Raw genomic sequence first — 26,947 nt, forward strand, 5'->3', positions numbered from 1 at the left:
CAATGACATGGTTTTAAACGCTTGAGAAAACTTTAGTAAATCGGATAAAACAATGCGATTCATCTCATCCTAATTTTAAGGAGGTGCTGAAAATGTTTCAAGTACAAATCAATAAAGAATACATTAATAGCTTGTATTTTGATAAATTAAATATGGGTAAAAATCAGTTTATTACGCAAAGTGATCAATATGTCGGTTTATTATCTAATGATGAATTTGAATCCTTTATGAGAGAAAATAACTTAATCACTTACAAAGAACAATTAAAATTATATGAAAGTGGAGAAGTGGTTGGAAATTTTTATAAAAAGGATTGAATTTAATCTTCCCTTATCTTATTATAAATGATTGCAGGGTGCCAACACCCCTGTCGAAAAAAAATTGGGTTTGAGGAGGATTTCCATTGAAATTGAATACGAAGAAAATGGCAATGATTAGTGCCATTGCCGCACTGTATGCTGTATTAACCATTGCGATAGCACCTTTATCTTATGGTTGGATCCAATTTAGGGTAGCTGAAGCTTTAACAATCCTTCCCTTTTTCACTCCCCTTGCTATTCCAGGTTTAGCGATAGGAGTATTGATTGCCAATATCATCAGTCCGCTAGGGATAATTGACATGGTTGTAGGAACCTTGGCTACACTTATTGCAGCGATCATTACCTCAAAAATTAAAAATAAGTGGCTTGTTCCTTGGCCACCTATTCTAATTAATGCGATTTTTGTTGGATTAGAGTTAGGAATTGTTTTTAGCACTGAAATTAGTATTCCATTAGCGATGCTTTGGGTAGGGATTGGCGAATTAGGCGTTCTCTACTTATTAGGAATGCCTTTATTATTCATATTAGAAAGAAGGAAAGATTTATTTAGATAGGCCAAAGGTTTCATCCCAGTTTTGGGATGAAACCTTTTAATTAGATTTCATAAGGTCTAATAAGTTTGTTTCATCAAATTCCTTTAGCCCCTTTTCGTTAAAAATGTTTTTTAACTTATTTTCTTTAAGCTGATATAAATGATTAGGAGAGTTCTTTATCTACAATTGAATATGTGTTCGAAGATCTCTGGGACTTTAGCTTTTACTATAACTTGAGCATCATTAACGATCTGTTCAATAGTAGAATAAGTTTTGGCCACTGCCGCTGCGTACTGCCCCCATTTCCCCCCCAAAAATATTCAGCATAAACCAATGATGTACGTCCCACCCTACTATTTACAAAGGTAATTAAATGCTTCATAATTAACTTAGTCCTTTACTTTATCATTCTGCAAGATAAAGCCCTAAGTGCCGATTCCCATGTACACGGTCAAGATGCTTAGAACGGCTCTGTTTTATTGTATACAGGTACTTATTTATATACCTGATAACAACCTCGTAATCTATAGGTGGTATTTTAATCAAAAGAAATATTCATTCCATAGAATCCAATTAAAAAAATAATGATCACAACTAATATAATTGCAATGAATAAATGAAAAAAACTGAGTCGCCCATCTTCTTTTTTATACTTTTTTTGCTATCCTTATCGAAAAACATTATTACTTACACTCCTTTAAATATTATTTTTTAAAACCAAAGTAGTGTCTCTATTAAATCATAGAGACACTACTTTGAATTATCATTTATTTTTAATTAGTTACAAATGAAGAGGAAGCTGTATCTTGTTGAACATCTAAATTTAAATATTGAACAGCTGACCCTGCATCATTATTAAAAGTCCATTTCAAGTATGCTCTGGCGCTTTGATAGGAAGTTTCCTTTGCTCTTAAAATTACTGGACCAGTTACATCTGAAAAGCTACCAAAATAAACCTCTACTCTTGGTTGATATGCTTTTGAAATATAATCATATCCTCCATCAACAAATGTATAATCTGCTAAAAACGATGCATTTACTATTCCATTGCCACCATCAACTTTAACACCGTAATAATTACAATAACCACTGCCACATGATGCTGTACCGCCACTAACATCTTGTACAGAAAATTCACTATCTAATTCTGGACTTGGAATCGTAATATTAACCACATTTACAGAACCATCTGGATATACTGTTTTTGTACTCTGTACTTTAGTTCCATTAGCATCAGTTTTTAATATTGTATTTGTAATTCCTTTATCTTTCATTTTAACATTCATAGAATCCCAAATTTGCCCTTCTTTTAGTTTATTAATTAGGGAATTTTGAGTTTTCTCATCAACCCCCATTTCTGTGAGATTTTCTTTAATTTCCCTAATTTGTTCTTTCGTGATATTGTCTAATGAAGAAGCTGCGGATACTTGTCCGAAAATAGGGATCATTAATGATAAAATCAACACTAAAAATTTAATTAAAGCTTTCATTGATTTTCCCTCCAAATTTCAAATAAATTTTAAACCCGGGTTTATCATATGGAAGATAAATCTCTAAATATAAGATGAATCTTAAGTTTTCAACTTGACCTTAGGGCATACCTCCTTTTTTGGATTTGGCCCTACCCTACTATTTACAAAGGTAATTAAATGCTTTATAACTGACTTAGTCCTTTACTTTATCATTCTGCAAGGTAAAGCCCTAAGAGCCGATTCCCATGTACACGGTCAAGATGCTTGGAACGGCTCTGTTTTATTGTATACAGGTACTTATTTATATACCTGATAACAACCTGTAATCTATAACTCTAGCAAGTTGACTCTTTATCGAATGTTCATAATGTTTATATAAATTAACTTCACTAACATATTAACACATAAATTTCTAATTGTTTACATGTTTTAAAAAAAGTGTCTTAATAATTACTTAAAAATTAAGAAAATAATATTTTTACCCAATAATCAAATATCTTTTACTCAATTATTAATAAAGTTAAAATGTTGTATTATTTAGGAATTTTTGTATTTAGAAAAAATCATATAAATTCGAACAGATTTGAAGCAATTTTTTCATTTTCCCTATCTAAAATATGATGGTCTTACATAGTCAATATAAAAAAAGGTAAAAAATGGAAATAAGGAATTTTCTTGGATATTGGTACAAAAATAAAAAAAGACGAAAAGAGTTAGGACTAACACAAGCTGATCTAGCAGAACCAGATTTTACAAGAGGTTTTATTAGTCAAATTAAAAACGGTTTAGTGGCAAAACCACCATATAAAACACTACAAATTCTTGCGAATAAACTTGCTATACCGATTGATTATTTATTAGATAAAGAATCAGAAATTTCTAGTAAACAATCGGTCATAGAGGAAATGAATCAGAACAAAAGTACAGGATACCTGGGATATTTGAATGAATTAATAAATATATTTTCCGTAATTAGAAAAATTAAAGACAACTATACACGAAATTCAATTCAAATAGATCGTAGGTCAATTTTTTTGGTAAATGAAGCAATACAAAAATGATATTATTTAGAATTAAGGCTAATATAATTGCATACGTAATATTTTGTAACCTCTTATTTAGATGTATCAATTTTTGTAAATAAATTCATATTAAAACCATTAATGTCACAAATACGTTAAAAAAGACAGAGTTGGTTCTCTCATACTCTGTCTTTGATGTTGATGCTTACCCATCTTTTTGTGAAACTTTTAACGATTGCGGCTTGTTCCTTTAACTGGGTCGCCAATATATCGCGGATAAATTCAGGTAAGAAATATTGAATCTCTTTGCCTTCTTTAATTAAGGGGTACCCTCCACCAAACGTAAACATATCTAATGTACCCACAATATATTCTTGATCCTCAACCATTTCTTCGTTACCAACCCATACTTTTTTTACACGTTTATAAGGCTCTGCCAAAGGATCGATTTCTGCTTTTATTCCTGAAAGACAAAGGGTTCCGATTTCTTTTCCTCTAAAACCAAAGCCTTTTAGCGGAAAATGTATAAATTCGTCTAATAAGGATTGCTCTAATGTCTGCATAATTTGTGAGCCGGTGAGTTTTACAATACAAGGGTTGATCGGTGAGGGACAGATTTCATGAATTCTTTCTTTAGTTACTTTCCCTTTTTCTAATCCTTGTAAGATTTGGCCTGCATTCACTAAGCCAATTTCCGCATTTACCCAGCTTCTTACTCCATCAGCTAAGAGATTCCCTAAAGGAGACTCCATCTCCAAAAAAATCGGCAACGGTTCCTCTAAGATGGTTACAATCTGATTTAGTTCACTTTTGGCTTGCTCACGAAATGTCTTCACAACTTCAACGATTATTGGATCGTCTTGAAAAGATTCCATTTGAACCGTTTTTTCCTCGATATTTATGATTTTTCTTTCCTTTCGATTGAAATCTATAGTTAAATGGCCGATATAATCGCCAAAAATTCCAACCTGACAGATTAAAGGCTGACCCTCTTTCTGCAATCCATGTTCATAAAAACGATGGGTGTGTCCCCCAATAATCACATCGATTACGGGGATTTCTTCTGCGATTTGTTCATCTGCCCGTATTCCTAAATGTGATAAAAAGATAATGAGATCGACTTCATGTCTAATTTGTTCTACTATATTTTGAATGAAAGGCATAGGTTCTAATACCTCCCAGCCCTGTAAGCGATAAAAGGTTTCATAGGGCGCTGTCGCACCAATCCACCCTATTTTTATACCATCTACCTCTTGAATCCAATAGTCTTTGACCCAATTTGGTTTCTGTTTTGTTACTATATCGATTAAATTGCATACGACAATGTTGAAATTTCGTTCTTGATAGGCTTTTTCTAGATTTCCCTTCGTAAAAGTCAACCCTTCATTATTGCCAATCGTTACTACCTCAACACCTGTTTGGTTCAAAATTTCTACATTGACTCTGCCAAAGGTTCCTTCTGTCTCAAGCTTCATTCGATCCATATGATCGCCTATATCTACAACAATAACCCGTTCACCTTGTTCTGCAGCTTCCTTCCTCACTTGTTGAATATAGCTAGAAATCTTTGGCATATTTTCAAAACGACTATGCAAATCATTGGTATGAATAATATGAATTCGTTGATTCAAGGTCAAAACAAACACCACCGTTTCTACATACTACAATCCCTTATAGATCATTTGGATCGCTATAAGCAAAATAAAAATTCGAAAGGCTAGAATTAAGGATTGACTACTTAACTTTGTAGCAAAATAAGATCCTAACTTTCCACCTAAATAAGCACCTGGGGCAATGGCCAATACATAAGAATAGATCACATTCCCTAATAAAATGTGAGAAATACTACTAATAGATGCGGATAATAAAATGATAAACATAGAGGTCGCTGTCGCGACATGGGGTGGAAAGCGAAATAGTAGAACCATCATCGGCACCAAGATGATTCCACCACCAATTCCGAATAATCCAGCTAGCAATCCAGCAAAAGCTGGAATAAGAAAACCAACAGTTCTATTATATCCATATTCATGTCGATTGCCTTTAAGGTCTATATATTCTCGGTTAACAGACCATTTCACTTGTTTGGGCTTCATCTTTTTTTGTTTAGCTAGTAGGTAGGTGATCAATACCATCAATAAACCAAACAAAATATAAAATGACTTGATTGGCAACGATTCGTTGATCATCGCTCCAATGACCGAAGCTGGGCCACTAGCCATAAAAAAAGTTAACCCACTATTTATATCTACTCTTTTTCCTTTAATATTGTATAATGTAGAAGAGATGGCCGTAAAAATCATGACCATTAGCGAAATGCCTACAGCATTTTGGGATCTGATCGCCGGATCAAATAAATTTAAGGAATTAAGGAAAAGCAATGAAGGCACAACGATTATTCCCCCACCGACTCCAAATAAACTGCCAAAGGTTCCAGCAATCAGTCCAATTAAAAAAAGAGCCATATATTCCATGACGATTCACACCTATCTGATTATCGCTTAAATCAAGCAATGATTTTAACAAGATTTTACCATATTATTACGTGGTTGCCTATTTGGAGGCTTACTAAAATGATATCTATTTTAAAAGAAACGATTGATCAATTTATTAGTTATGCAAGAGAACAAGAACCCAATGAAGCTTGCGGAATCCTCATTTCTTCATGGAATCAAGAACTGATCGATAACTTTATTCCAATTCCTAACACCACTAATCAACGTGACCGTTTTGAATTTGATGCTAAGGTTTTTATTCTTACGTTATATCAAATAGAAGAAAAACAATGGTGCTGGCATGGAGTGATTCACTCCCACCCTACCTCCAGTGCTTACCCCTCTTCTATTGACCTTCATAACTGGTACTATCCGGAGAAAAGCTATTGGATCTATTCACTAAGGGACAATCGTCTTAACATATTCTATATAGACAAACATAAGGTAAGGCAACACGATTATATAATTATAAACAAACCATGGCAACGAAAATAAATGGAAGGAGGGTGATGAGAAATGAACAACGAAGAAAAATTATTTGAGCTAATGACACAAATGTATAGCGAAATGCAAAAAAGGTTTACACAGGTATATAGCGAAATGCAAAAAGGATTTACACAGGTATATAGCGAAATGCAAAAAGGGTTTACAGATTTAGGGGATAGGATAGATAAAGTAGAAAATAGGTTAGACGGGGTTGAAAGTAGGTTAGATAAGGTTGAAAGCAGGTTAGATAGAGTAGAAAAAACTGTTGTTCATATTGAAAACGACCATGGTCAGAAATTATCAGCCTTATTTGATGGATACAAACAAAATTCAGATAAACTGGATAGAATAGAAACAGAAGTATCCAAACATGAAGAAATCATATTAAGAAGAGTGAGATAACCAACTTCTATACTAGAGATCATTGATCAATAGAAGAAAATTCACCCTGAACGCAAGTGCAAATATAAAATACGTGTCCGAAAGACTAGGACACTCAAGTGTCAAAGTCACAGCGGACACGTATCTACATGTTACCAAAGGATTAACCAATACTTCCTTCCATTTCGAACTTGATCAAACGGTTCATTTCTACCGCATATTCCATTGGTAACTCTTTTGTAAATGGTTCAATGAATCCCATAATGATCATTTGAGTCGCATCCTCTTCGGAAATTCCTCGACTCATGAGATAAAATAATTGTTCCTCACTTACCTTACTTACTGTTGCTTCATGTTCTAATGTAACGTTATCGTTAAGAACTTCATTAAATGGAATCGTATCTGAGGTAGATAATTCGTCTAGAATTAAGGTATCACATTTTATATTAGATTTTGAACCTTGAGAATTGCGACCAAAGCTTGCCAACCCACGATAGGTTGCTTTTCCACCATGCTTACTAATTGATTTAGAAACAATTGTAGAAGTACAATCAGGAGCTAGGTGAATCACTTTTGCACCCGCATCTTGGTGTTGACCTTTTCCTGCCATTGCAATTGATAAAATCATTGCCTTTGCTCTAGGTCCTTTCATTATAACTGCTGGATACTTCATCGTTAATCTACTACCAATATTTCCATCTACCCATTCAACAGTCGCATCTTCCTCAGCAACCGCACGTTTTGTTACTAAGTTGTAGATGTTAGGCGCCCAGTTTTGAATGGTGGAATAGCGTACATAGGCACCTTTCTTAGCAATAATTTCAACGACTGCACTATGAAGAGACTCTGTACTATAGACAGGAGCGGTACACCCCTCTACATAATGAACAGATGCTCCCTCATCCGCAATAATCAGTGTTCTTTCAAATTGACCCATTTTTTCTGAATTAATACGGAAATAAGCTTGAAGAGGAATGTCTAATTTTACCCCTTTTGGTACATAAATAAAACTACCACCAGACCATACAGCACTATTTAATGCAGCGAATTTGTTATCAGAGGGTGGAACCACAGTACCAAAATATTCTTTGAAGATTTCAGGATGTTCACGAAGAGCAGAATCTGTATCCATAAAAATAACACCTAAATCCTCTAAATCCTTGCGCATGTTATGATACACGACTTCAGATTCATACTGGGCTGAAACCCCTGCTAGCCATTTTTGTTCTGCTTCAGGAATCCCTAATTTGTCAAAGGTATTCTTAATCTCTCCTGGAACTTCCTCCCATGTTTTTTCAGCTCTTTCAGATGGCCTAACATAGTAAGTTATCTCATCAAAATTAAGTTCGCTCAAATCCCCTCCCCATTTTGGCATCGGGAATTGATTAAATTTTTCTAGGGATTTCAATCTGAACTCAAGCATCCATTCAGGCTCACCTTTTATGCGAGAAATTTCTTCTACGACTTTTCGAGTAAGCCCTTTTTCCGTACGAAAAATCGATACGTCTTTATCTCTAAACCCATATTGGTATTCTTCATTGATTTCTGGAGCTTTTTTTGCCATGCTTAAAGCCTCCTTTTTTATAGATAAAGAAAGTATAACTTTCTTTTCAAATCCACACATTGTGAATCATTTAATCATGACGGTGATGATGATCTTCACCACAATGTTCACAATGTTTCTCCTTTATCCCCTTCTCCATCGCTTTCCAAGCTAAAGTAGCACATTTAATTCGTGCAGGGAATTTACATAATCCTTGTAATGCCTCGATATCTTCAAAGTCTTCCTTATTGACGTCATCACCGAGCATCATTTTCGAAAATCGATCAGCTAAATCTAAGGCTTCGTCCACTGTTTTACCTTTAATCGCTTCTGTCATCATCGATGCAGAAGACATACTAATGGAACAACCCTCTCCTTTAAATTTGGCATCTTTGATTTTCCCATCTTCCACTTTCATCTGTAAGGTGATTTGATCACCACAAGTAGGGTTTTTAAGCTGAATGGTGGCGTCCGCATCTTCCAAGTTCCCCATATTTCTTGGTTGTTGATAATGATCCATAATAACACGACGATATAAATCATCAAGCGAAGACATTTCCAAAATACTCCTTTGTCTTTATTAGTCCTTTAACCCAAAGATCTACTTCTTCTTTAGTATTATATAAATAGAAACTTGCTCTAGCTGTGGCTGATACATTTAACCAATTCATCAATGGTTGAGCACAATGATGTCCTGCTCTTACTGCAATGCCTTCTGTATCAAGGACTGTTGCCACATCATGGGGATGAATCCCTTCAAGATTAAACGTAATAAGGCCACTACGATTTTCTATTGGCCCATACATCGAAAATCCCCCAACGTTCTGCACTCTTTCTATCGCATAAGTGATTAACTCATGTTCATGTTTCTCTATTTGATCAAGGCCAATTGATTGTAGGAAATCAATGGCTACTCCTAAGCCAATTGCCCCGGCAATGATCGGTGTTCCCCCTTCAAACTTCCAAGGAAGTTCCTTCCATGTCGAGTCGTAAAGATCAACAAATTCGATCATTTCTCCTCCAAATTCAACTGCCTCCATTTTCTCAAGAATTTCTTTTTTTCCGTATAAAACGCCAATTCCTGTTGGTGCTCCTAATTTATGACCCGAAAACGCCAAGAAATCACAATCAAGATCTTGTACATCTACTTTCATATGCGGTACACTTTGTGCTCCATCAACTAACACATGAGCACCAATTGCATGTGCAATCTGAACAACGTCTTTGATCGGATTGATCGTGCCTAAGACATTAGAGACATGTGTTATCGCCACGAATTTGGTGTTAGCTGTAATAGTTTCCTTTATCTCTTCGATTTTCATCGTGCCGTCCGGCTGTAGAGGAATATATTTTAGTGTAGCCCCTGTTGCTTTCGCTACTTGCTGCCAAGGAATTAAATTACTATGGTGTTCCATCATCGTTAGAACTATTTCATCACCTTGTTTAAGGAAAGAACGGCCATAACTTTGAGCAACAAGATTGATAGCAGAGGTGGTTCCACGAGTAAAGATGATTTCCTCCATACTCTTGGCATTGATGAATTTCCTTACCTTTTCCCTTGCTTCCTCATAAGCATCAGTTGCCTTAGTTCCTAATGTATGCACACCTCGGTGTACATTTGAATTGTATTCTCGATAATATTTTTCGATGGCTTCAATCACTTGAATAGGTTTTTGCGCAGTTGCAGCACTATCTAAGTAGACAAGTGGATGTCCATTCACATCTTGACTTAAAATGGGAAACTGTTTTCGGATCTCTTGGTCAATCATTTCTCCAATCTCCTTTCAATTACTTTTTCTAATTGTTCTTGCATCTCTTCAATAGGGATTAGTGAAACGACTGGGGACAAGAAGCCATGGATGATCAAGCGCTCAGCCTCTTCTTTTGGAATCCCCCGAGACATTAAATAGTAAATGTCGTTAGGATTAACAGGTCCTGCACTTGCAGCATGACTTGCCATTACATCATTCTCATCAATTAGAAGGATCGGATTCGCATCACCACGAGCTTTTTCATTTAACATCAACACTTTTTCCGTTTGCTCTGCATTAGATTTAATAGCGCCCTTCTTTATATGTGTAACTCCGTTAAAGATGGCCGTAGATTGTTCCATCATCACGCCGCGAGAAACAATCTGACTATCTGTATGATCCCCTTCATGAACCATTTTTGAGACGAAATTGGTTTTTTGCTCACCTGTACCTATAAAAATTAACTTACTGCCAGCAAATGACCCTGAACCTTTCAAAATACTTGTATTGTTAGACACAGTATTTCCTTCATTCATTTCACCAATTGCCCACTCCATTTTTCCATTTCTAGCAACTGTAGCTTGACGATAGGTATAATCATAAACCTTTTCATCAAAGTTATGAATCGTTGCAAATCTAACTCTTGCATTTTCTCCAATATAGATTTCTACCGCTCCATGGTGAACAGTAGGCTGGCTTACATTAGATGAAAAATAGTGGTCTACATAGGTTACACTACTGTTTGTCTCCGCAACGATAATCACATGTGGTAAAAGCCCTGAATCAGTTAATTGATAGGATGCTTGAATCGGGAATTCCACTTCAACATTTTTTGGAATATAAAGGAATACACCGCCATTCCATAATGCAGTGTGTAAGGCAACCAATTTGTTATCTTCAAAAGACAAATTGTTCATAAAATATTTTTTAACTAAATCTGGGTATTGTTGAAGTGCATTGTCCAAATCTGTAAAAATAACCCCTTGATCTAACAATTCTTGAGAAAGTTGAGTTAAATCACTTTTTGGGTTTGAAAGTTCAAACTGATCAATGTTCCATTTATCAATTTTGGTTTTGTCTAGATGAGGTAGTGGTAATTCCTTATATTTGTCAAACGCTTTTAATCTTAAATCTAACATCCAATCGGGCTCGTTCTTCTGTTTGGATAATTGGGTGATTTGGTCTTTATCAAAGCGAACATTCATCTCTACTGTCATTATTATATCCCCCTATCCACCTAGGCCTCTTGGCCAACAGTTTCGTCAACGATACCTAATTCCTCTTTGATCCAATCATAACCTTCCGCTTCTAATTTTTCAGCTAATTCTGGCCCACCCGAACGAACGATTTTACCTTGCATCATAACATGGACAAAATCCGGTTTAATGTAATTTAATAGTCGTTGATAGTGGGTAATGACAAGTACCCCCATATCTGGGCTCTTCATTTCATTTACACCTTTAGCAACAATTTTTAGTGCATCGATATCCAAACCAGAATCAATCTCATCTAAAATAGCGATAGATGGTTTAACCATCATCATTTGTAAAATTTCATTGCGTTTCTTCTCTCCACCAGAGAAGCCTTCATTCACATATCGCCCTGCAAAAGCTTCGTTCATTTCAAGTACCTTCATCTTTTGTTCCATTTCACGGACAAATTTAATTAGCGATATTTCATTCCCTTCACCACGTCGCGCATTTACTGCACTACGTAAAAAGTCAGAGTTCGTCACACCACTAATTTCACTTGGATATTGCATCGCTAGAAATAGACCTTTTCTTGCTCTTTCATCTGTTTTCATTTCTAATACATCTTCACCGTTCAATGTAATGGAACCTGATTCTACAGTATATTTTGGATGTCCCATTAACGCTGATGCCAAAGTACTTTTACCAGTACCATTTGGTCCCATAATCGCATGTACTTCTCCACCTTTGATTTCTAAAGACAATCCTTTTAGAATTTCTTTTCCTTCAACTGAAACTCTAAGGTTGTCTATCGTTAATTTTGGTTGAGTCATTGATTCATTCCTCCACATTCTTATATAATACTAAAAAAAGTATCCCTTTTTATATTTGTAATATCAAAGATGTCAGATAAACTTGGTATTAGTTTTTCAAATTTAACAAGAATCATCCAATAATCTCTTTATCATTGTATAATTCCGACTAAATTAGTCAAGATTATTTTCAGAACAAATTCAATTCATTTTGATTAAATTGGATGAATCTTCTTTCTTTCATTGTATTCTATTTCTTTTCTTAAATCAATATTATAACTATCGAAATAGTGAAAAATAAACCTTAAGTATAGATTACAAAGTTGAAAATTTTTAACACGCTTACATCTTACTGCTATTTGCTTTTTAATGCAAGCCATAATAAGATACTTATTATGGTAGTTTATGGCTTTTCAATATTAAAACGCCTACTAATTTTCATTATTTCACCCACTTGTAACTATTATAGTTACAACTAAAAAATAAAGGGCTAACCATCAGTCATCTTTCAATGACCTTTTGGTTAGCTCTTTTTTATGTCCTATAGATCATGCCACATAAATGGCTCGCCTTTTTCTTTAGAAGCAATGGTGATTCCTACTGCGGCACCTTGCCCTGCAACGACAACGGTTTGACTTGGGATTTCCGTAATAAGCCCTGCAAGGTAGAGATTCTCAACTTCTGTTTCTCCAGTCCAAGGAATATTTATTATTGCTTTGGCTTTACCATTTGGAACACGAGAGTTCACCTCTGTAGTAAAACCAAATGGTTCAAGCAATTCCTTTTGAACATTTGTTGCGACAATGACGTATTTAGCTTGATAGGAACCATTCTCTGTTTTCACTTCAAAGCTTCCGTCATCGTTTTTCATCAACTCAGTTACTTTTTCATTTTTGATTTCCACATTAAATTTGGTCGCTTGTTGTTTTGCTTGCTCAATCCATTCTGTACCAGCGATTCCATTAGGAAAACCTGGAATGTTTTGAACTGAACTTACCCTTGTGATTTGGGATGGTCCAAAATCGAATACCGTTGTTTTTAATCCTGCCTTTGCAGTGAAGATCGATGCAGATAAGCCTGCTACTCCTCCACCAATAATGATTACTTCACTCATATCCCATTCACCTCTAGCTTGTTTTTAAGAATTTATCGATTGAAGAATTAATTGAACCCTTTGTTCAAAATCTTCTTCTGATAGAACAGGGGTAATTTTCATTTGTGGAATCTCATCTTTTAGAGATATCCAAGATTTGCATCCATTATACTCATCCCTTAATAAGATCTTTGTGGTTTGTTCTAGTCGATATACCTTTACGATAAGAAGGTGTAAAGGTTTTTCCCTTTTCCAATGCAATCTAGCTTCTGCAAAATTCTCCGTCCAAATATGAAAGGGGTAAAGTCTAGCTAAGGTTGCATCATCTTGAATTTCTATATCTTGAACCACCTCTGCAAAATATTGAATAGGAATCTCTTTATTTGTTTGATCCCATTGTTGAACGATATTTTCTAAGATTGGCTGAAATTCTTCTTTTAGTAGTTCAGCCTTTTGATGCAAATATGTAGGAAAAAGATAAAAACAATTCTCTTTTAGTTGAAACTCTTTGGCTTCTTCGGCAATACCGCCTTTTCTAAGCAAAAGGATTTGATCCCCTTGTGTCAAAGCCTGAATGGCTACTGCCCATTCTTTTAAGGCAATTGATTGATCTGGCTGTCTGCTCATCTAAAGCCCCCCTCTTTTATCACAATCCTATATTAACATACTTATTATACAAAATAATATATAAAAAGTGTAAAAATGCGACTAATTTTTATAGAAAATACCCGATTTCTAATTAAATTTAAAGGGAGCTTTTCGCTCCCATCAAAATTGACTCATTTGTATTTTAACCTAGGAAAAATTTATCACTCAAACCTTAATGCTTCAATTGGCTTTAAATTTGTTGCCTTGTTTGCAGGGAAAAGTCCGAAAAAGATACCGACTAAAACCGAAAATCCAAAGGCTAGCCAAATGACATTTAAGGAGAATTCCGCTCCAATATTAATAATGTTTCCAAATAAGTTAGCTCCACCTATTCCTAGGATAATTCCAAAAATTAGCCACGCGTTGTTGATGCCCCTCCAGAAAGTTCATCTGGACGATGGTGAATGCGTTCTTTTGCAGAAATACCTGCATAAATCAAGGGTAGCTCAACATTTTCAATAGACGTAAGCTTAGAAAACAGGTTAAAATTCTGAAAAATAAAACCAATTCTTCTATTTTCATTAATGTAGATTTCCTTGACCCCGAAGGCCCAATAATCCGCGCCACCCATTTTGTACCATTTGCTTAATTTCTCAATCTCACTTTTGCAAGTTTTCTTCATTTACATGTTTTCTTCATTTAATGGAAGATTGAGGGATTTTAATAGTAAATGTGCTTCCTTCACCTAATTTGCTAGAAACTTGAATCGATCCCTTGTGAGCCTCAACAATCCACTTTGCTATAGCTAATCCTAATCCATGTCCTCCCATTTGCCGTGTTCTTGCTTTATCAACCCTATAAAAACGATCAAAAATATTTTTTTGGTCTTCTTGACTTATTCCTATCCCAGTATCTTGTACCTGAATATTTAATGTAGGATGGTGATCCCAATCTTTCATTGAGATGGTTATGTTTACTTCTCCTCCATCTGTCGTATATTTAATAGCATTATCTAACAAGATATAGAGTAATTGTTTCAAGCGCTCCAAATCACCATTTACAATAAGTGTCTGTGGAGCATGAATATGAAGTTTAATTCCTTTTTCCTCCGCTAACGGTTTAAAAGATTGGATAATCTTTTGCACATGGGGACAAAAGTCAAATGTTTCCCTCATCAATTCGATTTGATTGGAGTCTGAGCGTGCTAAAGTAAGTAAATCACCCACCATTTTTGTCATCCGTTTTACTTCATCCCTCATATTAGAAATTAACTTCCGAGAATAATCATCACGTTCTTCAGACCCAGACTCTACCTCCATTTCTAATACATCGATGGACGATAGTAAAACGCTTAACGGGGTTCGTAACTCATGAGAGACATCAGCAGTAAATTGATTTTGTTTCGTGTAGGCCCTTTTGATGGGAATCATCGAACGTTTAGACATCAAATAACTAATGAAGATGGCAATCCCAGAAAATAAAACCGCAAGACTTACTAAAAGAAAAAGTAATTTTTTAAATAAATAGTTGTTATCTGTCACATTTTTCCCCACATAGAGTACACCTACAAATTGACCTTTTACATAGATGGGACGACCAGTCATTAATAATTGAAGGGAGCGCTTCTTGATTAGCTTATCATTCTCTTTGTTTTGAACACGATTAAACTCAAAAAATGATAACGTTTCATAACGAATCTCATTTTCTAGTGGCCTCCAACCCTTCAACATACTTAATAAATCAGATCGTAGAGGACGAACAACTTCATCGCCAAAAATGAGACGACCCTTTGAATCAACAACATAGTAAAAAAATTGATCTTCACCAATCACAATAACATTTTGATTCATAATATTCGTCTGATTCGTTAAACCATATTGTCCCAAATAGCGGATCAAAACACTTAGTTCTTGATCTGCTAAGGTTTGAATATCATCGTGCTCTTGATCAGAAATAATCATGTAAAATACGGAATAAACAACAATAATAAATAGAGTAAGAAAGAAAATAATCATTCCACTATATAAAATCGTGAGACGAATTTGGGTTTTTTTAAAGAGATCCTTTTGCCAACGTTCTCGTAGCTTTGAAAAAAATTTAACCTTCAATTTTATACCCCACCCCACGTATACTTATAATCAATTCCTGTTGATTGAATAACTCTAATTTCTTTCTAATTAATTTAACGGTTGCATCAATGGTCTTATCTGAGACATTTGTATAATATCCCCATACTCGATCTAGGATTACTTCTCGAGTGAGTACTCTACCCTTATTTTTTACCAGCAAGTCTAATAGTTGGAATTCTCGTGGGGTAAGTTGAACCTCTATTTCTTCTCTTTTCACCGTATAGTTGGTCCGATTTAATTCTAGTCCTTGAATTTCCACTTTTTCTTCCATGATTGGTGCATAATTACGTCTAGAAAGGGCTCGAATCCGGGCAAGTAATTCTTCAAATTCAAATGGCTTCACTAGATAATCATCAGCACCAGCATCTAATCCTTGTACTCGGTCATGAACTGCATCTTTTGCGGTAAGCATAAGAATAGCACCTGTATATTTCACTTCTCTTAGACTTTTGCAAACATCGAGTCCACTTTGTATCGGCATCATCCAATCTAAAATAACCACATCGTAGTGTGATTGTAAGGCCTGATCATATGCATTTTTTCCATTTGTTACCCAATCTACATGGTAGTTCCCTTTTTTCTTAAGCATATGTACGATTAATTCACCAAGTCGATCATCGTCCTCAGCTAGTAAAATATTCATCTTTCCATACTCCTTTTTTGTAAATCCTTAATCCTTCTTTAACAACATTCACCTTATCATACCCAAAAGAAAAAATAATGAAAAAAATTATCTTTTTCACTATAATTTCATTCTACTTGTCTATATTAATAACGCAAAATTAAATTTTCAAATCAAAGGAGATGTTTTATCATGAAAAAATTAATTCCCATTACCTTAGGTATTGCGCTTTTAGCAACAGCTGGTTCAGTCTTTGCAAAAACCACAGGTACCGAAGAGGTTCTATCCGCAAAATCGTCTTCAGTAGTTCAATCTTATTATGACCATGGTTGGCATGGAAAAAGTACACCATTTCAAAACGACGAATTACTATCCCTTTTAAAAATCAATGCAGAAACCTTAGCACAAGAATTAAAAGCTGGCAAATCATTAGCTAACATTGCTTCGGAGAAAGGCGTTTCTGAACAAAAAGTGATTGACCTTTTAGTTAAGCAACACGAAGAAAGAATTGATCAAGCCGTTAAATCAGGTAAGATGACAAAGGAACAAGCAGATCAAATCAAATCCACATTACAAGATCGGGTCAAAGCTAGCGTTGAACAAACAGGTGGCTTCAAAAGAGGGTTTTATAAAGGAAAAGCGTTTCATAAAGGAAACTTAGATGATGTAGCAACTACACTGGGTATGTCTCAAGAGGAGCTATTGAGTGAATTAAAAGCAGGTAAATCTATTGCAGAAATCGCTAAAGAAAAAGGCATCGACAAGCAAAAAGTCATTGACTCTCTTCTTGAAAAAGAAAAAGAGCGCATTACCAATTGGATTGATCAACCCTGGAAGATAACGAAAGATAATAAACAAAATTAAGGAAAAAATTGATTTTCGGTAAAAGAAAAGGCTGTTCCTTAAAAAGTCGTTTTAACTGACCTTTTGGAACAGCCCTTTTCATTTTACACTTAAATTATCTTCTTCCTCGAAAGTTTTCGTTTCATTTTTGGTCTTGTTTCATCAATTGCATTTCTTGACTAATGGTATATAATCTTTCTGCCATGGTAGGATGAGAATATAAAAAGATTTTAACGAGTTCTGGCGGATTCGGTTCGGTTAGACTATTCACAGTCAGTTTTTGAAAAGAGGAAATCGCTGCTTCAGCATTTTGAGTCATTTGAATACCATATTGATCTGCTGCACGTTCAGATTGTCTAGAAATCGTATTTTCAATTGGGGAAATGGCAAAGGTAATGACTGAAAAAAGTAACAAAAATAACGGAAGTGAACGAAGATCTCCTACTTTTTGCACTCCCCATGCATAGCCAAAACGATCTACCAACCAGTTGATCAACAGATAAAGTAAATAAAGGAGTATAAATGAAGATAATATAGAACCAAGCAGCATCCAATAAATATGCTTATAAACATAATGCCCCATTTCATGAGCCATCACAAATAATATTTCGTCTTTTTTTAATTTCTGCAACGTGGTATCCCAGAGCACAATCCGTGCATTAGACCCTATTCCTGTTACATAGGCATTCATTGCCGTTGTTTTTTTTAGACATATTGACTTGAAAGACTTGGTTAGCTGGAATGTCAGCTTTTTTGGCAATTGCAATAATATCTTCTTTTAATTTTTGATCTTGAAGGGTTTGAAAATCATTAAAGATGGGATCGATGATCACGGGTTGAACAAAAAACATCAAAATGGTGATCGGTATAGAGATAAGCCAAAACCAGAACCACCATTTTTTTGGTGATTTTCTAATCAAAGTGTACAGTAACCAAACCATTGGTACCGTTAAAACGAGGTCAACAAAAAAACTCTTTCCCTTATCCCATATCCATTGCTCAAATGGTTGAATACTAATTCCATACTCTCGAGATATTTTATAGGAGTAATATTGGATGGGAAATTGTAATAATGCAATCAAGAGACTAAGCAGGAACACATAAATACTCGTTTGTACCAATAAGGACCGTTTACTTAACTTATTCGCTATCATGTAAAAACTTGTGGAAAACCCTAATCCCAGAATAATAAGATAGATCGCCCATTCCCATGGTACCCCAATAAAAAATAAAAAGTCCTTTATCCTTGAAAAGATGGTTGCTGTATGGAGCTGCTCAACACTCATGAAACTGGTTGGATCGGCTGGACCACCCACATAAGCCTGTGGTAAATCTTGTTGACTTTGAAATAAATAAAGATACATCAAAACGCCATATATAAGCAAGAAAATTGTAAATCCTATGTAAAACTTTTTCAAACAGCTCGCCTCCTTACATGATCTAATTTATATATATGCAAAGTTGTACAAAAAAACTCCCTTGACAATAAGGGAGTTTTTCAAACAGTTCGCTTTTGCGTGTATTCTTAGAATGCAGGTACAACAGCACCATTATATTTTTCTTCAATAAATTTCTTCACTTCTGGTGAAGTTAAAGCTTCTGCTAATTTTTTAAGATTCTCGTTATCTTTGTCTTCTGTACGAACAGCCAAAACGTTCGCATAAGGTGAATCAGCATCTTCAATAAATAGAGCATCTTTTGTTGGGTTTAATTGTGCTTCTAAAGCATAATTTGTATTGATAACAGAAATGGTTACATCATCTAATGATCTAGGCAACATTGGTGCTTCTAACTCTTTAATTTCAAGATTTTTTGGGTTTTCTACCACATCTTGAACGGTTCCGTTAATGCCAACGCCTTCTTTTAATTTAATTAACCCTGCTTTTTCTAATAAAGCCAAAGCACGTCCACCATTAGTTGGATCGTTTGGAATTGAGACGGTTGCTTTATCCTCTAATTTGGATAAATCATCAACTTTTTTAGAATAGATGCCCATTGGCTCAATATGAACCTTAGCAATATAGGTTAAATCAAGACCACGATCTTTAGAAAAAGACTCAAGATAAGGAACGTGTTGGAAGTAGTTTGCATCAATTTGTTTTTCTGCTAGATCTGTATTTGGTAAAACATAATCTTGATATTCAACAATATCTAATTTAATTCCTTGCTTTTCTAATAAAGGTTTAACGACTTCCAAGATCTCTGCATGTGGTACAGCTGTAGCACCCACTTTTAAAGTCACTTCTTGTTGTTGTCCACCATTTTCACTTGCACCTTGCTGTTCATTAGTTGAACCTGAACCACAAGCGGCTAAAGTTAAACTTAATACTGCAATTAAAAATAAAGCTAAAAACTTTTTCATTTTAAAAAGCCCCCTTATATAATTTTATTTTTTATCTAAAACTTTGGAGAGATAATCTCCAAAACTTTGAACGATTTGAACAAGAATTAAAATAACGGCTGTGGTAACCAGCATAACTGGCATGTTATATCGTTGGTACCCATAGCGGATTGCCATATCACCTAGGCCACCACCACCTACAACACCTGCCATAGCTGAGTAACCAATTAAAGTAACCAAAGTTACTGTAATTCCAGATACAATGGAAGGTAAACTTTCAGGCAAATAGACTTTTCTTATGATTTGCCAGTTACTAGCCCCCATGGATATCGCTGCTTCAACCACTCCCCGGTTCACTTCTCGCAAAGAAGTTTCAACCAAGCGAGCGAAGAAAGGAGCAGCACCGATAATTAAAGGTACAGATGCAGCAGTAGGACCAATACTGATTCCTACAATAAATCTTGTAAAGGGAATCAATAAGACAATCAAAATAATAAAAGGTATCGATCGAAAGATATTAACGATTGCAGCAATCACTTTATTGATTGTCCCATCTTGTAATATTTGGCCTTTGTCGGTTAAAACAAGTAAAATGCCTAACGGCGTTCCTAAGATAACGGTAAATAGTCCAGATAATCCAACCATATACAAGGTTTCCAAAGTGGCTTGCCATAGCTGTAGCCATTCTCTATCCGTTAACACTTTGAACCACCTCCACTTCTACCTGGCAAGACTCTAAGAATTTAATTGATTCTTTTAGTTTTGCTTCAGAAGTTTGAACTTGAATATAAAGTGAGCCATAAGAAGCACCTTGAACATATTGGATATTTCCCTCTAAAATATTGACTTCAATTCCCAAGGTTTGCACCCATTTACTAATAATCGGTTGACTAGCTGTTTCACCAACAAATGTACATTTTAAAATAAAACTATCTTTGTCTAATGGCAAATGCTCAATCGTCTCTTTTGTCCTTTGATGTTCGGTAACTTGTTTTACAAATTCTTTCGTTATTTCTTGTTTCGGATGAGTAAAAACCTCTAGAACAGGACCTTCTTCAACAATTTCCCCACCATCGATCACAGCAACTCGCTGACAAATCTTTTGAATGACATGCATTTCGTGAGTAATTAAAATGATAGTAATTCCCATTCTTTTATTGATCTCTTGTAGCAATTCTAATATAGAATCGGTCGTCTTCGGGTCTAGTGCTGATGTGGCTTCATCACTTAAAAGTACTTTTGGGTTATTCGCCAAAGCTCTTGCAATACCTACCCGTTGCTTTTGTCCACCACTCAACTCAGAAGGATATGCATTGGCTCGCTCGGTCAACCCAACCAAATCGATCAATTCTTTTACCCTCTGATCGATCTCCTTTTTAGGAACCCCTGCGATTTCGAGTGGGAAGGCAATATTTTCTGCAACTGTTCTTGACCAGAGTAAGTTAAAGTGCTGAAAAATCATCCCGATTCCTTGGCGGGCTTTGCGTAGTTCTTCTGGTCGTAATTGATCCATCCTTTGCTCATCGATCCAAACTTCACCTTCTGTTGGACGCTCCAACATATTGATTAAACGGATTAAAGTACTTTTCCCTGCTCCGCTATAACCGATAATGCCATATATTGCCCCTGATTGAATATCCAAGTTAATCTCTTTTAATGCAACCACTTCTTGAGTTTTGGACTTAAATATTTTTTTTACTTTATGAAGTTTTATCATCTATTCACCAACTTCTACTTTCTTCTCAATAAGAAAAGCCCCTTCTGAAAGCATCAGAAAGGACCAGATTATTCGTACAAGTTCCTTCCCTCATCTTTCAGAACAAATTTGTTCTGCAGGAATTGGCACCTTACCATGTACAAAATACATGTTGGTTGCCGGGTTTCATTGGGCCAGTCCCTCCACCTCTCTGGATAAGGAGATATCCATTTATTCACTTTAAACCATTTACGCATTTCAATGCATTAAACACTATACGAATATTAACATCTGCTACAAGCCTATGTCAATTGTTTTTTATTGTTAATTTTCTCCAAACTATAACTAAATTGCATTTGTCTTTTTTGAACGCCTAGAAATAAAATCAATTTTTTTCGCTAATAAATATAGGCTTTTTGTGGAGTTGGATTTGATGGTAATTTTGCTGGTACTTATCATTTGGCGATAACAATGGATGGTTAGTTTTGTAGGTTCATATTTTACAGAATGAATCGCTTTAGCTGGTAAATCAATATAAGCATATTTAGGTTCTAAAAAGCCAATAAATATGCTTTTGCTGTATACGATGATATCCATTTCTGCCAAAAACCGCTGGTAGTCTGTCATCATTTCTTTAATCTTCCCCTGATACAAGATAAAATCAAAGCCATCCGTTTGTAGGGGAATGACATTAGACTGTTTCTTTTCTACGGTTTTTGGTTTTTCAATATAAAAGTAATACCCTAAAACAAGGAGGAGGAGCACAAAAAAAGAGGTGATAAACGAAGTTGCTAAACTCATTGTTTTCTCTCCTTTCATGGGTTTTATCTAGTTATTTCTACCTTGCCCGTTATAATCATCCCTTATTCTGTTCTAACATTGCCATTATTTGTTGAAAAGTAATAGCTAATTTTTGAAAAATAGCGTATATTTAAAGAAAATAAACAGGTAAATACGAATAATATAACAAAAGGAATAGGATAAAAGATCAACTGAGGATAAAGGGAGCGAATGAAAATGAAATTTGTTTGCCCTTTGTGTAATAAAAAAATTAACGATTTTGCTGGTCGCTGTGAAAAATTGATTGAATGGTTTTCAAACCTTGATGGAAAAGGATTATGGAGAATTCGTTATCTCAATCACTATGAATATCAATTCTTAACAGATGAGGATTTTGTGTCTTTACAATCTAAAGAAATGGTGATTCTAGATGAAGCGAATCATTGGCAGGAATTTGACCCCAAGACGCTTTCAGGAGTTAACTCTGTTGGTCAACGCACCTCTATTTTTAGTTAAATTGTCATAAGGAAGAAAAAAGCCACCATTTTAGGTGGCTTAATTTTTATAATTTGCATTTTTAAAAACAATTTTAATGTAATTATCTAATACTTCCTTTGTACTTAATTTTTATAATATCCCCATTCTTTAATGGAATATTCTCTTTTACACCTACAGGAAGAATCTTTTCACCAAACTTTATGAATATTAAATTTATAGGAAGATTCATTTCTAGTGTAAAATTTGTGTCATACGTAATCAACGTTAATTTTTGATCATTTATATTTCCACTTATAATCATAAACCTTACTCTTTCATATTTCCTATTAACTATTTCTTCAAGTTGACTTTTATTAATAATGAATCCAATATTTTCGACCACCGTAACCTTGGCACTATGATAACCAAATAATTCATTCTTTACTAAAAATACTATAGAAATAATAAAGCTTGCCAAAAGTAAAATGATAATTACATTTTTAAATCTCATATTATAATTCTCATCCCGGAATTACTGTCATAAACATAATTCTATAAATTTTCAAATTAAATCCCCCCCTAGAGGTATATTTAACACCTGATAAAATTATATAAAATTTTAGATGAAAAGATTGTCGAATTTTGTGTTTATTATAAATTTTTAAAAAATATTTATTTTAGTGTCCAGCATTGAGAAGATGTGTTCAATCGCAATATTATGATGATTTTTATAAAGTCAAGTACATTAATGGAAAAAGCCACCATTTTAGGCGGCTTAATTTTTATTTTTAATCACTGATTGACCAATTCCTCTACTTTTTTTCAATTGTGTGTCCACCAAATCCATTTCTTAAGGCAGCAACTACTTTTCCTGCAAATGTATCTTCCTCTAAGGATCGATATCGCATCATCAATGACAATGCAATGACTGGAGCTGCAGTTTGTAGGTCTAAAGCTGTTTCTACAGTCCACTTTCCCTCTCCCGATGAATGCATAACCCCTTTAATACTTTCCAAACGAGATTCTTTTGTAAAGGCTTCTTCAAGTAATTCCATTAACCAGCTGCGAATCACAGAGCCATGATTCCATACTTTTGCAACCTCTTTGTAATCATAATCAAATTGACTTTTTTCTAATATTTCAAACCCTTCGGCAATGGCTTGCATCATTCCATACTCTATCCCATTATGAACCATTTTTAAAAAGTGGCCACTTCCACTTTTCCCTGTATATAAATATCCATCTTCAGTGGAAATATCCCTAAATAGAGGTTCTAATATGGCGAAAATCTCTTTTTCACCACCAATCATCGTGCATGCTCCTTGTCTGGCACCCTCCATTCCCCCGCTGGTGCCAACGTCCAGATAATGGACACCTTTTTCCTTTAACTGCTCTGCTCTTCTAATCGTGTCCTTATAATTTGAATTGCCCCCATCAATGAGAATATCTTCTGGTTGAAGATAAGGAATTAACTGAGAAATAACATCATCAATTAATTTCCCAGCTGGAACCATCAACCAAATCGTACGAGGTACTTCTAATTTACTTACTAAGTCTTGATAGCTAGTTGCAGCAATAGCTCCTTCTTGTTGAATGTCGTTCACCTTTTCACGATCTATGTCATAGGAAACAACCTCATGATTGTGATCTAATAAATTCAATACGAGATTATATCCCATTTTTCCTAAGCCAATCATTCCGAGTTTCACCAGTTCCACTCCTTGTTCGTAAATTTTTCAGCCCAATTTCAGGCCTCTCTCTTTGCTACCATCATCGTATCAAATTTATTTTCATAAGTCTATATTAAATATGAAAATTTTTTTAATACCTTTTTAATGCAATCGCTTCTCTAATTTTTTGTAAATTCTCCAATGTTTCATTTTGGCGTCTTAAAGAAACAGCTACATATAATACATCGATAATAGCAAGTTGAACGATTCTTGAAGCCATCGCTTCTGAACGAAATAGAGTTTCTTGAGAGGTTGAATATAATACATAATCAACTTCTTTTGCTAAAGGGGATTTGTAATAATTCGTCAATCCGATGGTAAAAGCACCACTTTTTTTCGCAACCCGTATTGCTTCTACAACATCCTTATTACTACCACTATGTGAAATGGCAATCGCAACATCCCCTTTTTGCAGCATAGAAGCAGAGGTAATTTGCAAATGAGCATCTGTATGCACACTACAAAAAATACCTGTTCGAATAAATTTGTGATAAGCATCATTGGCAATCACCGCCGAGCCACCCGAACCATAGAAATCAATTCGTTTGGCATTGGCTAAAGCATCAATAATCGCAAGCATATCTTGTTCATTCAGTAGATTAAGTGTATCTTTCATTGCCTCAATATTGCTCATAAATACTTTTCTGGCAATCGTTAAAATCTCATCATCAAAGGTAATCTCTTGATGAATGTTTTGAATCGGAGCCACCACTTCACTTGCTAAAGCAATTTTAAAAGCTTGATAGCCTCGATATCCTAATCGTTTGCAAAAACGAAAAATGGTTGCTTCTGCAACTTGGCTATTATCGGCAAATTCAGTAATAGAAAGATGAATGATTTCTTTTGGATTTTTTAAAATGTAATCTGCTATCGTTTTTTCCTTTGATGATAACGAAGAATAAATCCCCCTTATTTTCGATAAAACACTACTTGTCTTTAATTCTTGTTCCATTTAAACCACCCCCATTTACTTCCCTATTTTTATTTACAACTTTTCCTTTGAAATTCAGAAATTTGATCAAACTGTTCATTTAAATGAATCGATAAGTGTGCAAACAAACGATATAAATCTTCATAAACTACTGCGTTATCCCTATTTGGAAGTTGTTCATCTAAAACATGAATCATATGCTTAGACTCCTCCAAAGATGTAAGTAAGCCAAGAGCATACATCGTAAGGATTGCAGCACCTAAACCAGAGCTTTCATGACTTTCTGGTACGATTACTTTTTGTTGAAAAATATCTGCTGTGATTTGCCTCCAAACTTCCGAACGGGCAAATCCACCAGAAACTCGGATTTCACTTGCAGGCCCTGCAAGCTCATTTAGTGCTTTGCCAATACTATAAACGCCAAAAATGACTCCTTCTAATATCGCACGGATAAAATGTTGTCTTTGATGGGTAATGGACATACCAAAGAACACACCTCTAGCATTAGCATTCCAAGATGGTGCCCTTTCTCCAGATAAATAAGGCAAAAAGAGTAAACCATTAGAACCAGCTTGTACTTTTTCTGCTTGCTCGATCATAATGTCATAAACATCTTTGTTCCGGTCTTTAGCCATTTCAACTTCAGTCATAGAAAATTGATCCTTAAACCAACGTAATGCGATACCGCCATTATTCATTGGCCCTCCTATAACCCAATGATTTTCAGTAAGTGCATAACAAAAAGTCCTTCCTGTAGGATCCGTAATCGGTTGATTGACGACTGCACGAATTGCACCACTGGTACCAATGGTTAAAGCAACCTTTCCCGGTTCAATTGCTCCTACGCCAAGATTTGCGAGAACCCCATCACTTGCACCAATTACAATGGGGATGTCCACAGGTACGTTCATATATGTGGCTGCTTTTACATCCATCTCTTTTAAGATAGTGGTTGTTGGAACAGGTTTTGAAAGGCGTTCTTTGCTAATCCCTATCAAATCTAAAGCCTCTTGATCCCAATCTAAGGCTTTTAAATTAAAAAGCCCTGTAGCAGAAGCAATAGAATAATCAACAAGATATTGATTAAACCATTTCCATATTACAAATTCTTTGATCGAAATAAATTTACTCGCCTTTTGAAATATTTCCTGAGCTTCTTCCTTAAACCACATCAATTTACTTAACGGGGACATGGGATGAATCGGCGTCCCTGTCCTCAAATAAATGTCATGACCGTTCCATTCTTCTTTGATTCGTTTTGCATATTCATTACTGCGGTTATCTGCCCATGTGATGCTATTTGTTAGGCAATGACCATCAACATCTACTGCAATAACGCTATGCATTGCCGAACTAAACCCTATACCTAGAAGTTGGGATGAATGTAATTTTGCTCTTTGAATCACTAACTTGATCGAATCTAATACAGCTTGATAGATCTGATTAGGATCCTGTTCAGCATAATCAGTCTTCGGATGGAAGAGAGGATATTCAATCGTATGGGAAGCTACAAAATGGCTTTCTGTGGTAAAAATTGTTGCCTTTGTACTTGTTGTTCCGATATCTACTCCCATTACAAATGATTTTTCTGGCATGTTCTAGTCCTCCACTATTAAAAATCATGTTAAAACGTTTTCATTAACTCCATTATAACATTTTTTTCACTATTATATAGTTATGGAGAAAATTTTTTTAATTTCTTTTTAAGAAAA

Annotated in this window: 30 protein-coding genes and 1 riboswitch; of the genes, 7 read left to right on the forward strand and 23 right to left on the reverse strand. The window is 35.0% G+C overall.

Features of this window, described 5'->3' with window-relative positions:
• Window positions 1–92 precede the first annotated feature (92 nt).
• Both U473_RS09485 and U473_RS09490 read left to right on the forward strand, forming a co-directional pair.
• Window positions 93–317 carry a hypothetical protein gene (locus U473_RS09485; RefSeq protein WP_068725682.1) on the forward strand — a complete coding sequence of 75 codons (225 nt, stop codon included), beginning with the start codon at window positions 93–95 and terminating at the stop codon, window positions 315–317.
• 86 nt (window positions 318–403) lie between these two features.
• Window positions 404–874 carry a QueT transporter family protein gene (locus U473_RS09490; protein ID WP_153012037.1) on the forward strand — a complete coding sequence of 157 codons (471 nt, stop codon included), beginning with the start codon at window positions 404–406 and terminating at the stop codon, window positions 872–874.
• Window positions 875–1,626: 752 nt separating this feature from the next.
• On the opposite strand, the gene U473_RS09495 is transcribed toward U473_RS09490, so the two are convergent.
• Window positions 1,627–2,343, reverse strand: a complete 717-nt coding sequence (locus U473_RS09495; protein WP_068725685.1) for a hypothetical protein — start codon at window positions 2,341–2,343, stop codon at window positions 1,627–1,629.
• Window positions 2,344–2,981: 638 nt separating this feature from the next.
• On the opposite strand from U473_RS09495, the gene U473_RS09500 reads away from it, so the two are divergent.
• A complete protein-coding gene (locus tag U473_RS09500; protein WP_068725687.1) occupies window positions 2,982–3,386 on the forward strand; it encodes a helix-turn-helix domain-containing protein in 405 nt (134 codons plus the stop codon).
• A gap of 140 nt (window positions 3,387–3,526) precedes the next feature.
• On the opposite strand, the gene U473_RS09505 is transcribed toward U473_RS09500, so the two are convergent.
• Together U473_RS09505 and U473_RS09510 are read right to left on the reverse strand one after the other, a co-directional pair.
• On the reverse strand, window positions 3,527–4,984 hold the full coding sequence (locus tag U473_RS09505; protein WP_068725689.1) for a bifunctional metallophosphatase/5'-nucleotidase: 1,458 nt from the start codon (window positions 4,982–4,984) through the stop codon (window positions 3,527–3,529).
• Window positions 4,985–5,008: 24 nt separating this feature from the next.
• The gene (locus U473_RS09510) at window positions 5,009–5,821 is read right to left on the reverse strand and encodes a sulfite exporter TauE/SafE family protein (RefSeq protein ID WP_068725695.1); all 813 of its coding nucleotides are present in this window, start codon (window positions 5,819–5,821) and stop codon (window positions 5,009–5,011) included.
• A 99-nt stretch (window positions 5,822–5,920) separates the two neighbouring features.
• Between U473_RS09510 and U473_RS09515 the strand changes: the two genes are divergently transcribed.
• Together U473_RS09515 and U473_RS09520 are read left to right on the forward strand one after the other, a co-directional pair.
• Window positions 5,921–6,337, forward strand: a complete 417-nt coding sequence (locus tag U473_RS09515; RefSeq protein WP_068725697.1) for a Mov34/MPN/PAD-1 family protein — start codon at window positions 5,921–5,923, stop codon at window positions 6,335–6,337.
• Window positions 6,338–6,358: 21 nt separating this feature from the next.
• The gene (locus tag U473_RS09520; RefSeq protein ID WP_082732476.1) at window positions 6,359–6,730 is read left to right on the forward strand and encodes a hypothetical protein; all 372 of its coding nucleotides are present in this window, start codon (window positions 6,359–6,361) and stop codon (window positions 6,728–6,730) included.
• Window positions 6,731–6,872: 142 nt separating this feature from the next.
• On the opposite strand, the gene sufB is transcribed toward U473_RS09520, so the two are convergent.
• From sufB to U473_RS09570, 10 genes are all read right to left on the reverse strand, one after another.
• The gene (gene sufB, locus U473_RS09525) at window positions 6,873–8,273 is read right to left on the reverse strand and encodes a Fe-S cluster assembly protein SufB (protein ID WP_068725700.1); all 1,401 of its coding nucleotides are present in this window, start codon (window positions 8,271–8,273) and stop codon (window positions 6,873–6,875) included.
• 70 nt (window positions 8,274–8,343) lie between these two features.
• Window positions 8,344–8,808: a Fe-S cluster assembly sulfur transfer protein SufU gene (gene sufU, locus U473_RS09530; RefSeq protein WP_068725702.1), complete on the reverse strand. Its 465-nt coding sequence runs from the start codon at window positions 8,806–8,808 to the stop codon at window positions 8,344–8,346.
• Window positions 8,795–10,021: a cysteine desulfurase gene (locus U473_RS09535; RefSeq protein WP_068725704.1), complete on the reverse strand. Its 1,227-nt coding sequence runs from the start codon at window positions 10,019–10,021 to the stop codon at window positions 8,795–8,797. The genes sufU and U473_RS09535 overlap by 14 nt, the downstream gene beginning before the upstream one ends.
• Window positions 10,018–11,220, reverse strand: coding sequence for a Fe-S cluster assembly protein SufD (sufD, locus tag U473_RS09540; RefSeq protein ID WP_068725707.1), 1,203 nt, complete (start codon window positions 11,218–11,220; stop codon window positions 10,018–10,020). The genes U473_RS09535 and sufD overlap by 4 nt, the downstream gene beginning before the upstream one ends.
• Window positions 11,221–11,240: 20 nt before the next feature.
• Complete coding sequence (sufC, locus tag U473_RS09545) at window positions 11,241–12,026, reverse strand: Fe-S cluster assembly ATPase SufC (protein ID WP_068725709.1); 786 nt, start codon at window positions 12,024–12,026, stop codon at window positions 11,241–11,243.
• A 520-nt stretch (window positions 12,027–12,546) separates the two neighbouring features.
• Window positions 12,547–13,119 carry an NAD(P)/FAD-dependent oxidoreductase gene (locus U473_RS09550; protein ID WP_068725711.1) on the reverse strand — a complete coding sequence of 191 codons (573 nt, stop codon included), beginning with the start codon at window positions 13,117–13,119 and terminating at the stop codon, window positions 12,547–12,549.
• Between the two features lie 24 nt (window positions 13,120–13,143).
• Window positions 13,144–13,725, reverse strand: a complete 582-nt coding sequence (locus U473_RS09555) for a DUF1802 family protein (protein ID WP_068725715.1) — start codon at window positions 13,723–13,725, stop codon at window positions 13,144–13,146.
• A gap of 373 nt (window positions 13,726–14,098) precedes the next feature.
• A complete protein-coding gene (locus tag U473_RS15705; RefSeq protein ID WP_068725718.1) occupies window positions 14,099–14,368 on the reverse strand; it encodes a P-loop NTPase family protein in 270 nt (89 codons plus the stop codon).
• Between the two features lie 13 nt (window positions 14,369–14,381).
• Entirely contained in the window at window positions 14,382–15,794 is a 1,413-nt protein-coding gene (locus U473_RS09565) for a sensor histidine kinase (protein WP_068725720.1), read from the reverse strand.
• A complete protein-coding gene (locus U473_RS09570; RefSeq protein ID WP_068725723.1) occupies window positions 15,784–16,458 on the reverse strand; it encodes a response regulator transcription factor in 675 nt (224 codons plus the stop codon). The genes U473_RS09565 and U473_RS09570 overlap by 11 nt, the downstream gene beginning before the upstream one ends.
• A 171-nt stretch (window positions 16,459–16,629) precedes the next feature.
• Between U473_RS09570 and U473_RS09575 the strand changes: the two genes are divergently transcribed.
• Window positions 16,630–17,301 carry a hypothetical protein gene (locus tag U473_RS09575; protein ID WP_068725726.1) on the forward strand — a complete coding sequence of 224 codons (672 nt, stop codon included), beginning with the start codon at window positions 16,630–16,632 and terminating at the stop codon, window positions 17,299–17,301.
• A 121-nt stretch (window positions 17,302–17,422) separates the two neighbouring features.
• Here the strand turns inward: U473_RS09575 and U473_RS14335 are convergent, their stop codons facing one another.
• The 6 genes from U473_RS14335 to U473_RS09600 form a co-directional block, all read right to left on the reverse strand.
• On the reverse strand, window positions 17,423–18,046 hold the full coding sequence (locus U473_RS14335; RefSeq protein ID WP_321164166.1) for a M48 family metalloprotease: 624 nt from the start codon (window positions 18,044–18,046) through the stop codon (window positions 17,423–17,425).
• Window positions 17,940–18,698, reverse strand: a complete 759-nt coding sequence (locus U473_RS14340) for a M48 family metalloprotease (RefSeq protein WP_082732479.1) — start codon at window positions 18,696–18,698, stop codon at window positions 17,940–17,942. The genes U473_RS14335 and U473_RS14340 overlap by 107 nt, the downstream gene beginning before the upstream one ends.
• 107 nt (window positions 18,699–18,805) lie before the next feature.
• Complete coding sequence (locus U473_RS09585) at window positions 18,806–19,642, reverse strand: MetQ/NlpA family ABC transporter substrate-binding protein (RefSeq protein WP_068725728.1); 837 nt, start codon at window positions 19,640–19,642, stop codon at window positions 18,806–18,808.
• A 24-nt stretch (window positions 19,643–19,666) separates the two neighbouring features.
• Window positions 19,667–20,323 (reverse strand): methionine ABC transporter permease, encoded by a 657-nt coding sequence (locus U473_RS09590; protein ID WP_068725730.1) that lies wholly within the window; start codon window positions 20,321–20,323, stop codon window positions 19,667–19,669.
• Complete coding sequence (locus tag U473_RS09595; RefSeq protein ID WP_068725732.1) at window positions 20,310–21,338, reverse strand: methionine ABC transporter ATP-binding protein; 1,029 nt, start codon at window positions 21,336–21,338, stop codon at window positions 20,310–20,312. Before U473_RS09595 ends, U473_RS09590 begins: the two co-directional genes overlap by 14 nt.
• An 87-nt stretch (window positions 21,339–21,425) precedes the next feature.
• A riboswitch (SAM riboswitch) is annotated at window positions 21,426–21,539 on the reverse strand.
• A gap of 123 nt (window positions 21,540–21,662) precedes the next feature.
• A complete protein-coding gene (locus tag U473_RS09600) occupies window positions 21,663–22,118 on the reverse strand; it encodes a hypothetical protein (protein ID WP_068725735.1) in 456 nt (151 codons plus the stop codon).
• A 216-nt stretch (window positions 22,119–22,334) separates the two neighbouring features.
• Between U473_RS09600 and U473_RS09605 the strand changes: the two genes are divergently transcribed.
• Window positions 22,335–22,613 (forward strand): hypothetical protein, encoded by a 279-nt coding sequence (locus U473_RS09605; RefSeq protein ID WP_068725738.1) that lies wholly within the window; start codon window positions 22,335–22,337, stop codon window positions 22,611–22,613.
• Window positions 22,614–22,695: 82 nt separating this feature from the next.
• Here U473_RS09605 and U473_RS09610 read toward each other — a convergent pair whose 3' ends face one another.
• The 4 genes from U473_RS09610 to gntK form a co-directional block, all read right to left on the reverse strand.
• The gene (locus U473_RS09610; RefSeq protein WP_068725740.1) at window positions 22,696–23,085 is read right to left on the reverse strand and encodes a hypothetical protein; all 390 of its coding nucleotides are present in this window, start codon (window positions 23,083–23,085) and stop codon (window positions 22,696–22,698) included.
• A gap of 301 nt (window positions 23,086–23,386) precedes the next feature.
• Window positions 23,387–24,283, reverse strand: coding sequence for a phosphogluconate dehydrogenase (NAD(+)-dependent, decarboxylating) (gnd, locus tag U473_RS09615; RefSeq protein ID WP_068725742.1), 897 nt, complete (start codon window positions 24,281–24,283; stop codon window positions 23,387–23,389).
• 112 nt (window positions 24,284–24,395) lie between these two features.
• Window positions 24,396–25,256 carry a MurR/RpiR family transcriptional regulator gene (locus U473_RS09620; protein WP_068725745.1) on the reverse strand — a complete coding sequence of 287 codons (861 nt, stop codon included), beginning with the start codon at window positions 25,254–25,256 and terminating at the stop codon, window positions 24,396–24,398.
• 29 nt (window positions 25,257–25,285) lie between these two features.
• Window positions 25,286–26,830 carry a gluconokinase gene (gntK, locus tag U473_RS09625; RefSeq protein ID WP_068725753.1) on the reverse strand — a complete coding sequence of 515 codons (1,545 nt, stop codon included), beginning with the start codon at window positions 26,828–26,830 and terminating at the stop codon, window positions 25,286–25,288.
• Window positions 26,831–26,947 lie beyond the last annotated feature (117 nt).

Source organism: Tepidibacillus decaturensis, assembly GCF_001561915.1.
Classification (GTDB): domain Bacteria; phylum Bacillota; class Bacilli; order Tepidibacillales; family Tepidibacillaceae; genus Tepidibacillus_B; species Tepidibacillus_B infernus.